Raw genomic sequence first — 12,582 nt, 5'->3', positions numbered from 1 at the left:
GCCTTGTCGCTCAGCCCAGCCGGAGAAGGACCGTGAAGATCTCGAAGGGGCGGAGGTGGAGCGGGATCGAGCCGTCGTCGTCGGGCTCGAGCCGGTTCTGCTCGTGCTCCAGGAGGTCGGTGCGCCGGGCCTCGGCCACGGGGGCGGCGCATGTCAGCCGGGCCGGTCCGCGCTGGCCCCAGGCTTCGTAGAGGCGCACGACGATGGCGTCGGTGTCCTCGGCCTTCTTGACGGCGTCGATGACCACGCCTGGCCGGTCGACCCGGAGGAACGACGCCCGCCTCGCCCGCTCTCCGGCGTGGGAGGGAGTGGGGACGGCTCGTAGGGGGACATTGAGCTCGAAGCCGGACTCCACCACGCCACCGTCGCGGAGGTCGCCGTTGTGCGGCAGGAGCGCGTACGTGAAGTGGTGCGTCCCGCGATCGGCGAGCGGGTCGGGCCATCCCGGCGCGCGCAGGAGCGACAGCCGCATCACGTTGCCCTGGATGTCGTAGCCGTACTTGCAGTCGTTGAGCAGGGCCACCCCGTAACCGGCCTCCGACAGGTCGGCCCAGCGCTGGGCGCACACCTCGAAACGGGCGAGGTCCCAGCTGGTGTTGGTGTGAGTCGGTCGCTCGACATGGCCGTACTGGATCTCGTAGGTGGCCCGGTGGGACCGGATGTCGACAGGGAACGCCACCTTGAGCAGTCGCCGTGACTCGTGCCAGTCCACCGCGGTGGAGAAGTCGAGCCGGGTCGAGCCAGCCGACAGCGAGATCGTCTGGGTGACCCGGGAATCGCCGAACGAGCGGGTCATGCGCGCCGACGCCCGGTTCGGCCCTCGCTCGGTGACGACGAGCTCGTCGAGCGTCGTCATGTCGACCGGGTGCTGGAGGGTGAACCGGTCGACGTCCCAGGCGTCGTAGAAGTTGGGGTAGTCCTCGAAGATCTGGAGCACGTTGCCCCTGGCGCCGGCAGCCAGCACCTCACGGTCCGCTGACTTGTCCCAGACCGATGTGAGCAGCCCCTCGTCGTCCCAGCGGACGCGGAGGCGGCTGTTCTCGAGGCCGCGCTCGTCGACCGCCAGCTCGGAACCGGGCCTCTGGTCGCCGGCGCCGGTCACCAGGTCGTACACGGCGTAACCGCACGATGGCACCGACGCCTCGAACAGCAGCGAGCCGTCGTCGCCGACCTGCACCGGGCTCCGGTCGCCGTCGGGCCCCACGGCGACGAGCGGCTGGTCGTGGTCGTCCCCAGAGAGGTTGACGATCCCGGTGCGGTCGTGGCCAAGGGGGTTGAGCACCACGACCGGGGCCGACAGGCCGGCGGTGTCGATGGCCCCGGCCAGCACGGCGGTGGTGTCGTCGATCACCGCTCCGGCATCCGCCGCCACCTGGGCGTGGTCGCGGGCGGTGTCCTCGTAGACCCAGTGGATGCCGGAGCCGGGGATGATGTCGTGGAACTGATGGAGGAGCAGCGTCTTCCAGGCCCGGTCGAGCCGCTCACCGGGGTACGCCGACCACGGCCGTGGGGCCAGGCTGCCCCACAGCTCGGCCTCGCGCAGCGCCAGCTCACCGGCGCGGTTGCCCCTCTTGGTCGCGGCCTGGGTCGTGTAGGTGCCGCGATGCAGCTCCAGGTACAGCTCGCCCACCCACACCGCAGGGTCGTCGATATCGGCCGCCGCCTTGTCGAAGAACGACGACGCCGTCTCGAGCTCGACCCGTGGCGCGCCCTCGAGGTCCGCCAGCCGCCGCAGCTGCTCGATCATGCCCGCCGTCGGACCTCCGCCGCCGTCGCCGTGACCGTAGACGTACAGCGACCGCGTGGCCCGGTCGTGGTCCTTGAAGTTGCCCACGGCGTGCACCAGCTCGGCGACGCTGGCATCGCCGTTGTAGGTGTCGGCCGGCGGGAAGTGGGTGAAGACGCGCGACCCGTCGATCCCCTCCCAGACGAAGCTGTGGTGGGGGAGCACGTTGTACTGGTTCCACGACAGCTTCTGGGTGAGGAAGCGGTCGATGCCGGCCTGGCGCATGATCTGGGGCAGGCTGCCCGGGTAGCCGAACACGTCGGGCAGCCACACCTCGGTCGTGTCCCGTCCGAGCTCCTGGGCGAAGAAGCGCTTGCCGTGGAGGACCTGGCGCACCAGTGACTCCCCCGAAGGGATGTTGCAGTCCGCCTCGACCCACATGCTCCCCACCGGCTCCAGCTGACCGCGGGCGACCTTCTCCTTCATGCGCTCGTAGAGGTCCGGGTACCGCTCCTTCATCCAGGCGTACTGCTGAGCCTGGGAGCACGCGAACCGGTAGTCCGGGTACTCGTCCATCAACGTGACGGCCGTGGAGAACGTGCGGGCGCATTTCCGCACTGTCTCCCGCAATGGCCACAACCAGGCGGTGTCGATATGGGCGTGGCCGACGGCGCTGACGCGGTGGGCGCTGGCGGCCGCCGGCCGGGCCAGGAGCTCCTTCAGCAGGGGGTGGGCGGCGGGGAAGGACCCGGCCACGTCCTCCAGGTCGAGGGCGGTGCAGGCCCGGTCGAGCCCGGCCCGGATCTGGGAGCGGCGCGGCTCCTCTCCGATCTGGGGCAGCAGCTGGAGCAGGAGGCGGAGGTCCTGCCAGAAGGCCATCAGGTCACGGCGGACGACGCCCAGCTCGGCCCGGGCGAGGGTGAACAGGGGTGCGCCGTGGGGCTCGGGTCCGAGCAGCGGCCACGTGAGCGCGCCGAGGGGCGGCCGGGGATTGGCGGCCGCCTCGACGTGGCGCTCGATCGCCTCGCCCCCTTCAGCGGCTCTGGTCAGCACGTGGTCGCGGTGGTTCGGCGACAGGCCCTGGACGGGGTGGCCGTCGGCCCACATCAGGGCCTCGGCTCCGAACCCGGTGTCGCCGGCGTTGCCGATCTCGAAGCGGAGCGCGACCTCCTCGCCGCGCCACTGCGCCGGCACCCGCCCGCGCAGCTGGAACCACGTGGTGCCCCACGGCGGTCCCCACGCTCCGCCAATGGGGAACTGCTCGTAGGGGGCGTTCAGGGCCTCCGAGATCGAGACGGGTTCACCGTGCACGTGGTAGGCGGCCACCTCGAGGGCGGCGGTGGGGCCGCTCAGCGCCGGCCGGATGTGCTGGTTGACCACCCGGCGGATGCGGGCGTCGGTGATGGCGTCTTCCTCGTGCATCGGACCTCCTGTCAGGAGAGTGCCGAGCGGGCCTCCTCGGCCAGCCGTTGGCGGAGGACGAACTTCTGGACCTTCCCCGAAGGCGTCCGGGGGAAATCGTCCACCAGCCGCAGCTCCTCGGGCCATTTCTGCCTGGCCATCCCCTCGGCCTCGAGGATGCCGCGGATGGTGTCCAGGTCGGGCGGACGGGCTCCCGGCACCTGCCGCAGGAAGGCGCAGGCGTGCTCGCCCAGGCGCGCGTCGGGAGCGGCGACCACTGCCGCCTCGGCCACGCCGGGCACCTGCATCAACAGCCCCTCGACCTCAGGGGCGCTGACGTTCTCACCACCGCGGATGATGATGTCCTTCTTGCGGTCGGTGATGGTCAGGTAGCCCTCGGGGTCGAGCCGGCCGACGTCTTCGGTCAGATACCACCCGTCGGCGTCGAAGGCGCTGGCTGTCAAGGCAGGGTCGGTGTAGCCCCAGAAGCAGTCGGGGCCCCGACTGACCACCTCTCCGGCTTCGCCGGTCGGGAGGTCGGCCCCGGACTCGTCGACGACCCGCAGCTCCACGCCCAGCAGCGGGCGGCCGTCGGTGCGGGTGCGCTTGTCGAGGGGCACGTCGTGCCTCGAGCCGGTGGTCGACGGATGCTCGGTCGAGCCGAAGGCCCTCGTGATCGAGATCCCGAGCGAGGTCGCCCGGTCCGCGACCGCCACGGGCACGGAAGATCCCCCGAGCCCCGTCTCCCGCATCAGGCGTAGGTGGTCGGGACCGCAGTCGGGATGGTCGAGGAGGCTGGTGAAGAAGAAGGTGGCGCCGCTTCCGGCCGCGACACCGTCCTCGAGCATGTCCGCCAGCACCTGTGCCGGATCCCAGACGTCGGTCAGATGCACCGCCTGTCGCCGGTACAGGGGCAGGAGCAGCCCCGACAGCATGCCGATGCCGTGGGCGACCGGCGCCCCGGTCAGCAACGGCAGCTCCCGGCTCGCCTGGACATCGCCCAGCTGGCGCACCTCGAAGACGAGGGTGCGGTGGACGTGGACGACCCCTTTGGGGTCGGCGGTGGTGCCCGAGGTGTAGGCGACGGCCGCGGGGGTCGCGGGGTCGACGGCGATCGGGCCGTCGAGGGGCGGGTGGTCGAGGAGGTCGCTGAAAGGCACGGCCCAGCTCGGGACCTGAGAGCGGGAGAGCGGCGGGGCGTCGCCGCCGACGACAGCCATCAGCTCGAGGTCGGGGAGGCCGGCGCGAAGCCCGTCGAGATCGGCGAGGTGGTCGAGGTGCCCGAACCGGTCGACCGTGACGAGGGCGCGGGCGCCCGACTGGCGCAGGATGTGGCCGACCTCCTTGCGCCCGTAGAAGTGGACGATCGGCACCAGCACCGCCCCGAGGAAGGACGTGGCGTAGAAGGTCACGGCCGCCTCGATCCAGTTGGGGATCTGGAAGGCGATCACGTCACCAGGGCCGAGGCCGCGGGCCCGCAGGCCCCCTGCCATCCGCAGGCCCAGCTCTTCGACGCCACCGAAGGTGCCCGACCAGGGCCTGGTGCGGGAGTGGATGCGGAAGGTGAGGCCGGCGCTCCTCGTCAGCCCGTCGGCCAGCACCGAGCCGAGCGTCTCGTCGGTCCACCATCCGTTTCGCAGGTACCGGCGGACCAGCCCGGGGTCCACCTCCCGCAGCTTCCAGTCGGCCGGCATGGCGCCGCTCGGCCCCTTGGTCTGGCTACTGCCGGGGCGTCATGTCGAGATCGGGCGGCGGATGGTCAGGGATGCGCCAGCGGATGAAGGGCTTGTCGTACTCGTCGTGATACGCGTTGGCCTTGTCCACCATCTCGGCGAAGGCGGCGTCGAACGCCTCCCAGTCAGCCGCCTCGATGGCCTTGCTCACGGGGCCGGCGTCCTCGTCGATGAACTTGGCCATGTTCACCTCGTATTTGGGCCTGACGAAGGCCCCGACCTCCATGAGGTTGATGGCCTCCTTGAGCTGGAACCGGGCCAAGGGCCAGTTACGGGCCTTGCCTGCGTAGTAGAGCTTCCAGATACGAATGCTGATCTCGGGCATGATGCGGGCCAGGCCAGGCTGGGTCATCCCCAGCTCGTCCAGGGTCATCGTGCGCTTGCCGTTGTCGACCAGGATCTCGTCGGTCACGCCTGCTCCAGTGGTCTCGCTGGGAATCGGGTCACGTTAGCGTTGATCAGGCGGGGGCTTCAGCGCGGAGCGCGCCCACCGTGCACCTCTCGCGCGGCCGGTGCGTGAACGGATCGTAGTTGAACACCTTCATGGCGTTCTGGTACGTGATCATGTTGATCTCGTCGTCGGGGACCCCGGCCAGCTGCTTCATCAGGGTCTCGGGGGAGTGGGGCCAGGTCGAGTCCGAGTGGGGGTAGTCGCACTCCCAGGTGATGTTGTGTACGCCCATGAGGTGCCTGGTCTCCAGGCCGGCGGCGTCGCTGATGAAGCAGAAGGTGAAGCGGTCCTTGGCCACCTGGCTCGGCAGCTGGTCACCGAAGTCCTGGTGCGTCCAATAGCGGTGCTGCTGGTAGGCGTAGTCGATCCGCTCCAGCCAGTACGGCAGCCAGCCGATCCCGCCCTCGGAGAGGGCGAAGTGCAGGTTGGGGAACCGTCGCAGCACCGGTGACCAGAGGAGGTCCGTCGCCGCGTGCATGGCGTTGAGCGGCGTGAGGGTGATCATGATGTCGATCGGCGCGCCGGGCGCGAGCCCGAGGATGGTCGAGGAGGAGCCGATGTGCAGGCAGATGACCGTGCCCTCCTCTTCGCAGGCGGCGAAGAACGGATCCCAGTGGTCACCGAAGATGTGCGGCCACCCGAGCTTGGCCGGGTCCTCGGAGAAGGTGACGGCATGGCAGCCCTTGGCAGCCATGCGGCGCACCTCCTTGGCCATCTCCTCGGGGTCCCAGATGGGCGGGATCGAGAGGGGGATGAAGCGTCCGGGATGGCTACCGGCCCACTCGTCCACGTGCCAGTCGTTGTACGCCTTGAGCATGGCCAGGCCGACGTCGAGGTCGTTGGACTTCGAGAAGAGCTGACCGCAGAACTGCACGAAGGACGGAAAGCACATCGAGCCGAGGACGCCGTTGCGGTTCATGTCGTTGACGCGCTCGTCGATCTGGTAGCAACCGGGCCGCAGCTCCTCGTAGCGGGTGGGCTCGATGTTGTACTCCTCGGGGGGCCGCCCGGCCACGGCGTTCAGGCCGATGTTGGGGATCTCGTTGCCCTCGTAGACCCACACGTCGGTGCCGTCGGGCTTCTTCACGCTCCTCGGGGCCAGGTCCTTCCACTTGGCCGGGAGGTGGTTGGCGAACATGTCCGGCGGCTCGACGGTGTGGTCGTCGACGCTGACCAGGATGAGGTCCTCGGTGCGCATCGGCGTCTCCCTCGTCTCGGATCTCTGACGTTGGTGTCAGCGTAGCTCGTCCGCCCGCTCCGCCGTTTGCTGAAGGGCGCGGCGGTCGAGCTTCTCCATGGGCGTACGGGGGAGGGCGTCGACGACGTTCAGGGCCTCGGGGAGCTTATAGGCGGCGAGGTGGGGAGCGGCGAAGGCGCGGAGGTCCTCGAGCTCGGGTTCTCGGCGGGGCTCGCGGGGCACGACGACCGCCACTCCGATCTCTCCCATGACGGCGTCGGGCCGGGGTACCACCGCCACTTCGGCGATGCCGGGGTGCTCGGCCAGCACGCCCTCCACCTCCATGGGGTACACGTTGTAGCCCCCGCGTACGTACATCTCCTTGGTCCGGCCGACAAGTCGCAGACGGGCCCGGTCGTCCACCCAGCCGAGGTCGCCGGTGCGAACCGCACCATCGGCGGTGAACGCGGCCCGGGTGGCGTCGGGATCTCGGTGGTAGCCCGACATGACGGCGGCCGAGCGCAGGCACACCTCGCCGACCTGGCCCGGCGCGGTGCGTCGGCCCTCCTCGTCGCGGACAGTGAGCTCTATGCCGGGGCGGGCTCGGCCGACGCTGACCTCGGCGTCCTCGTCATGGTCGTCGGGCCCGGTACCGAGGCCGATGCCCGTCTCGGTGCACGAGTAGCGGACGCACACGGGAGCGGCAAAGCCGGCCCGAGCGCTACGCACCAGCGCCGCCGTGGCCGGCCCGCCGCCCATGACGATGAGCTGCACGCTCGAGCGGTCGCAGGAGTCGAACGCCGGTGCCTGGAGCATGAGCGCGATCTGGGTTGGGATGCCACCGATGTTGGTGAGGCGGTGGCGCTCGGTCAGCTCGAGCGCCTCAGCTGCGCGCCAGCGGTTGATCAGGAAGGTCGTGCCCCCCGATCGAAGCGCGCCAGCCAGCTTGGTCATGAAGCCCAAGTGGGCGAAGGACGTACCTGCCAGGGCGCGCCCTCCGCCTCCCCACCGGTCGCCCACGTCGGCCGCCGTGATCGCGTGGAGCTGGCGGTTGCCATAGACGGCTCCCTTGGGCGTGCCAGTCGTCCCCGACGTGAAGACGATGGCCACGGGCCTGTCGGGATCGGGCGGCAGCGATGGGGGCGACTCGCCCGGCTGGCGGAGGTCTGTCAAGACGCCGTCCTCGTGCTCGGCCGGGTGCACCTCGAGCAGCTCCGCCCCTTCCGGCGGGCGGTCGGGCACGGCTCCAGGGGTGGCGAGCACGAGACGGGGGTGGGCGACCGACAGGACGGCGGAGCGCTCCCTTTCGGACAGACGATCGTTCACACCAGCCGTGACCGCCCCCAGCTTGGCCAGCGCCAGGTAGGCGACGATGTACTCCGGAAGCGACGGCATGGCCAGCGCCACCACGTCTCCGGGCCCGATCGAACGGCGGGCCAGCCCGACGGCGACCTCGTCGGAGAGCCGGTCGAGCGCTCGGTACGAGACGCCCCATCCGGCGGCCGAGACGTAGGCGGTAGCATCGCCGAAGCGCTTCGCCGCCTCGTGAGGGAGTTCGTCGAGCATCCTGGTGACGTGCGGGCGCACGGGTGATGTGACGTCAGACTATCCGGATCGACAGACTCCACGGCGAAAGGCGGGCGTCCGCCCTGGCGGCACACCGGCGCAACAGCGCGACCTGCGGGCCCAGGGTCGGCGCACGGTGGTCCGGCTGCTCGACGCCGGGCTGAGAGCCTTCGAGACGATCGGGTACGCGGCGACGAGGGTCGACGACATCGTGCGCATGGCCGACACCTCGCACGGGACCTTCTATCTGTACTTCGCCAGCAAGGAGGATCTGCTGGCGGCGCTGGCCAAGGAGTGCGCCACCGAGATGGAGGCGCTGGCGGACGCGCTCGGCCCCGTTGGACCCGGCGCCGATGGGCGGGCCCAGCTGCGGGCATGGGTGCAGCATTTCGTCGAGGTGTACCGCCGCTATGGGCCGGTCGTCCGGGCGTGGAACGAGAGCCAGGTGTCGGATCCGGCCCTCGCCCGATTGGGGCAGCGCTCGTTGCGCACGATCACCTCCAAGCTGACCCACCGGATCGGCGAGGCGTCGCGCCCGCCGGGCGTGGATCCCGAGCCCGCGGCGTTCGCCTTCATCGGCATGCTCGAGCGCGTCAACTACTTCGTGACGTCCCGCGCCGTACCCGTCGACGACGATGCCGCCGTGGACACACTGACGGCGGTGCTGCACACCGGGATATTCGGCGGGCGCCCGGGACGCCGGGCGGCCGCCGGTCGCCGCTGAGCGAGCCGGCCTCGCCGCGCTGACAGACCTCTCGCTGCTCAGCTCCTCGGGAGGCCGAGGACCCGCTGGGCGATGATGTTGCGCTGGATCTCCGAGCTGCCGCCGGCGATGGTGTTGGCGAAGCTCAGGAAGAAGCCCCGCACCCAGCGGCCTCCCTCCTCGCCGCGCTCGGCGTCGACGACCACGCCGTCGGGGCCGAGGAGCTCCGTGCCCAGCTCGTAGAGAGACTTGCCCAGCTCCGAGGTGGCGAGCTTGAGGTAGGAGTGCTCGGGCGCCGAGCTGGTACTGGCGAAGCTGGTGAAGCCCTTGTAGCCGAGCGCCCGTAGGCTCGACACCTGCTCGTAGGCCTCGGCCAGTCGCCGCCTGACGCCTGCGTCGGCCGTCAGCCCCCGACGCCGGCAGAGGGAGACGAGGTCGTCCAGATTGGACTCGACGAGCGACACCGACTGGACCCACAGCCCGCCGCGCTCGTGGGCCAGTGATCCCATCGTGATGCGCCACCCGTCGTTGACCTCGCCGACGAGGTTGGTTGCGGGCACGAGCACATCGGTGAAGAAGACCTCGGCGAAATGGGCGGCCCCCGAGAACTGCCGGAGCGGCCTGACCTCGATCCCTGGTGTCGCCATGTCGATGATGAGCACGCTGATGCCCTTGTGCCGTGGCGCGGTGGGGTCGGTTCGGACGTAGCAGAAGCAGCGCTCGGCCACCATGGCGTAGGACGTCCAGACCTTCTGGCCGTTGACGATGAAGGCGTCGCCGTCGAGCACGGCTCGGGTCTGGAGGCCGGCGAGGTCGGAGCCGGCGTTGGGCTCGCTCATACCGATGCACCACACGTCGTCACCCCGGATGGCGGCGGGCGCCAGTCGGCGCTGGTCCTCGTTCCCGAACTCGAGGAGGCTCGGCGCCACGATTGCGTAGCCGGGGAAGTGCACCGAGCGGGGGATGCCCCGCGCCGCGAGCTCCTGCAGGTAGACCAGCGTCTGCACGGGTGTGGCGTTACGGCCCCCCAGGTGGGGCGGGTACCCGGGGACCATCCAGCCGTGGTCGAACAGCGTCGCCTGCCAGCGCCGCGCCCAGTCGGGGATGATCGACGCCCCATCGTCGTCGCCGCTGTCCGACAGGGTGCCGGCGTTCTTGAGGGCCTTGGCCTCGGGGGGAGCGTGCTGCTCGAGGAAGCCGACCAGCTCAGCGCGGAACTCGTCGACCTCGGGCCCCCACGCCAGGCGCACGGGCTAGCCCTCCACGTCGAACATGAACGGCGGCACTCCGGGCTCGGAGCGGGCGAAGAGGGCAGAGCGGGCCTCGTCGACGGCGTCGACGGTCCAGGGCTTGTCCGCCTTGACCTGGGTGACGGGACGCCAGCCCTCGACCAGCTGGAGCACGCCGCCCTGGACCTTCACGACCTGGCCCGAGACACCGGCTGCGAGGTCGGAGGCGAGCCAGGCCACGACCGGGGCGACGTTGTCCGGCGCGAAGCGATCGAAGTCCCCTTCCTTCTGCTCCATGAAGCCGCCCCCGAGTGACTCGGTGAGCCGGGTCCGGGCGACGGGTGCGATGGCGTTGACCCGCACGCCGACGCGCTCGAGCTCGCGCGCCAGCACGATCGTCATGGCGGCGATGCCCGCCTTGGCGGCCGCGTAGTTCAGCTGGCCGGCGTTGCCGTAGAGGCCGGACTCGGACGACGTGTTGACGATGGCGGCCCCGACCGGGGCGCCGGCCTCCTTGGAGCGCTGGCGCCAATGGGCGGCGGCGACGCGGGACGGGCAGAAGTGGCCCTTGAGATGCACCTTGATGACCGCGTCCCAATCGTCCTCGGTCATGTTGAACGACATCTTGTCCCTGAGGATGCCGGCGTTGTTCACCAGCACGTCGAGGGCGCCGTAGGTGTCCACTGCCTGCTGGACGAGGCTCTCGGCGCCCTTCCAGCTGGCAACGTCGTCGTAGTTGGCGACCGCGGTGCCGCCGGCCGCCTCCACGTCGTCGACCACCTGTTGGGCCGGACGGTCGTCCTTGCCCTCGCCGGTCCAGTCGCCGCCGAGGTCGTTGACGACCACGCTGGCGCCCTCGGATGCCAGCAGTAGCGCCTCGGCCCGGCCGATACCCCGACCAGCGCCGGTGACGATCGCTACTTTCCCGTCGAGCAGGCCCACTCGTCCTCCCTGTCTCGTGGGCCGGCCTCCCGGGCCGGCCTCGTCATCTGGGCCGGCCTCCCGGGCCGGCCGCCCTGAGGCTATCTGCCTCGCGCCCGACCCATCTGGAGCCCGGGATGGCGGGAATGGAAGACCGACGCGTTGAGGGCCGGGCCTATGCCATCCGGGCTCCACTTGGTCGGCTCTCCCGGGGTGTCGATGCCCTCGCCGAGCGTCCAGGGGACGTAGTGGGTGATCGTCGATCCCACCGCCCGGAACACCTGGCCGGTCACGTGCAGGGCCTCGTCCGACGCGAGCCAGGCGACCATGGGCGCCGAGTTGCCCGGGTTCATGGGGTCGAACTCCTCGTACTCCTCCGGCTCCTTGAGCTCCATGTCCTTCACGACCGCCCCCGACATCCGGGTCATCCCGCCCGGGGCGATGGCATTGGCCCGGACGCCGTAGCGAGCGAGCTCGAGGCTGGTGATGATGGTGAGGGAGGCGATGCCGGCCTTGGCCGCGCCGTAGTTGGCCTGGCCCACGTTGCCCTGGAGGCCGGCGCTGGAGACCGTGTTGACGACGGCCGCCCGCGGCTGGGATCCCGCCTTCGACTGCTCCCGCCAGTACACCGAGGCGTGGTGGGTGGTCGCGAAGGTGCCCTTGAGATGGACCCTGATGACCGAGTCGAAGTCGTCCTCGCTCATCGAGAACATCATCTTGTCCCTGAGGATGCCGGCGTTGTTGACCAGCACGTCGAGCCGGCCAAAGGTGTCCACCGCCTGCTGGACGAGGCTGGCGGCGCCATTCCAGTCGGCGACGTCGTCGTAGTTGACCGCCGCGTCGCCGCCTCGGCGGCGGATGAGCTCGGCGACCTCCTCCGCCGGGCGCTTGTCGGCGCCCCCACCGCCCACCGAGCCACCCAGGTCGTTGACGACCACCCGGGCCCCCTCGGCAGCGAGCTCGAGCGCCTCACCGCGCCCTACCCCGTGGCCAGCACCGGTGACGATGGCGACCTTGTCCTCGAGCAGCGGCATCACGAAACCCTCCGGCTCAAACCTGACGCGTACGTCACAAACGTAGGCGGGTCCCCGAAGGTGAGCAACCTGGTCCGACTTTGATCACCGGGCTCGCGGCGGGCTTGCGGCGGGCGCGGGGCGGCCCCTACCGTCACGGCATGGCAGTTGACACGAGCGTCATCGGGAAGAAGACCGGGTCCTCTCGCCTCGCCGTGGAGCGTGGACCGGTCTCGAACTTCGCCAAGGCGGTGAAGGACGAGAACCCCGTGTACCAGAACGTGCGGATCGCGGTCGACGCCGGGTTCGATTCGATCCCGGCCCCGCCGACGTTCGGGTTCGCCATGGCGCATTGGGGCACCTTCCCGGAGAACCAGCCGCCGCCGGATCCCGAGGCGGACGGTGGCGCTGTCATGAAGGTGATCGGCGGGCTGATGGCCAAGGGTGGCCTGGTGCTGCACGGCGAGCAGGAGTTCGAGTACCACCGCCCGGTCGTGGTCGGCGACGTCCTGGCGAGCGAGGGGCGCATCACCGACGTCTACGAGAAGGAGAGCAGGGGGAAGACGATGACCTTCCTCGTCTCCGAGACCCGCTACACCGACGAGCGGACGGGCGAGCCGGTGCTCACCTCGAGGATGAACCTCATCCACCGTTCGGCCTGA

The 12,582-nt window shown here is 70.3% G+C and carries 10 protein-coding genes; 2 read left to right on the top strand and 8 right to left on the bottom strand.

Annotation, left to right across the window (positions count from 1 at the left end; translation table 11 throughout):
• Window positions 1-10 precede the first annotated feature (10 nt).
• The 5 genes from VGF64_13385 to VGF64_13365 are packed head-to-tail and all read right to left on the bottom strand — an operon-like array spanning window position 11 to window position 8,054.
• Window positions 11-3,148: an alpha-mannosidase gene (locus VGF64_13385; GenBank protein ID HEY1635748.1), complete on the bottom strand. Its 3,138-nt coding sequence runs from the start codon at window positions 3,146-3,148 to the stop codon at window positions 11-13.
• An 11-nt stretch (window positions 3,149-3,159) separates the two neighbouring features.
• Window positions 3,160-4,821, bottom strand: coding sequence for an AMP-binding protein (locus tag VGF64_13380; GenBank protein ID HEY1635747.1), 1,662 nt, complete (start codon window positions 4,819-4,821; stop codon window positions 3,160-3,162).
• A 25-nt stretch (window positions 4,822-4,846) separates the two neighbouring features.
• Window positions 4,847-5,272 (bottom strand): hypothetical protein, encoded by a 426-nt coding sequence (locus tag VGF64_13375; protein HEY1635746.1) that lies wholly within the window; start codon window positions 5,270-5,272, stop codon window positions 4,847-4,849.
• 46 nt (window positions 5,273-5,318) lie between these two features.
• Complete coding sequence (locus VGF64_13370) at window positions 5,319-6,509, bottom strand: amidohydrolase family protein (protein HEY1635745.1); 1,191 nt, start codon at window positions 6,507-6,509, stop codon at window positions 5,319-5,321.
• A 36-nt stretch (window positions 6,510-6,545) separates the two neighbouring features.
• On the bottom strand, window positions 6,546-8,054 hold the full coding sequence (locus tag VGF64_13365; GenBank protein HEY1635744.1) for a class I adenylate-forming enzyme family protein: 1,509 nt from the start codon (window positions 8,052-8,054) through the stop codon (window positions 6,546-6,548).
• Between the two features lie 28 nt (window positions 8,055-8,082).
• On the opposite strand from VGF64_13365, the gene VGF64_13360 reads away from it, so the two are divergent.
• Window positions 8,083-8,778: a TetR/AcrR family transcriptional regulator gene (locus tag VGF64_13360; protein HEY1635743.1), complete on the top strand. Its 696-nt coding sequence runs from the start codon at window positions 8,083-8,085 to the stop codon at window positions 8,776-8,778.
• A gap of 38 nt (window positions 8,779-8,816) precedes the next feature.
• Here the strand turns inward: VGF64_13360 and VGF64_13355 are convergent, their stop codons facing one another.
• The 3 genes from VGF64_13355 to VGF64_13345 all read right to left on the bottom strand — a co-directional run bounded on the left by VGF64_13355 (window position 8,817) and on the right by VGF64_13345 (window position 11,941).
• Window positions 8,817-10,007: an acyl-CoA dehydrogenase family protein gene (locus tag VGF64_13355; protein HEY1635742.1), complete on the bottom strand. Its 1,191-nt coding sequence runs from the start codon at window positions 10,005-10,007 to the stop codon at window positions 8,817-8,819.
• Between the two features lie 3 nt (window positions 10,008-10,010).
• The gene (locus VGF64_13350; protein ID HEY1635741.1) at window positions 10,011-10,928 is read right to left on the bottom strand and encodes an SDR family oxidoreductase; all 918 of its coding nucleotides are present in this window, start codon (window positions 10,926-10,928) and stop codon (window positions 10,011-10,013) included.
• 80 nt (window positions 10,929-11,008) lie between these two features.
• Window positions 11,009-11,941: an SDR family oxidoreductase gene (locus VGF64_13345; GenBank protein ID HEY1635740.1), complete on the bottom strand. Its 933-nt coding sequence runs from the start codon at window positions 11,939-11,941 to the stop codon at window positions 11,009-11,011.
• A gap of 140 nt (window positions 11,942-12,081) precedes the next feature.
• Here VGF64_13345 and VGF64_13340 point away from each other — a divergent pair, with 140 nt between their 5' ends.
• Complete coding sequence (locus tag VGF64_13340) at window positions 12,082-12,582, top strand: MaoC family dehydratase N-terminal domain-containing protein (protein HEY1635739.1); 501 nt, start codon at window positions 12,082-12,084, stop codon at window positions 12,580-12,582.

This window comes from Acidimicrobiales bacterium, assembly GCA_036491125.1.
Taxonomy (GTDB): domain Bacteria; phylum Actinomycetota; class Acidimicrobiia; order Acidimicrobiales; family AC-9; genus AC-9.
Note: the sequence above shows the minus strand (reverse complement) of the source record. Positions and strands in the feature narration are given on the sequence as shown.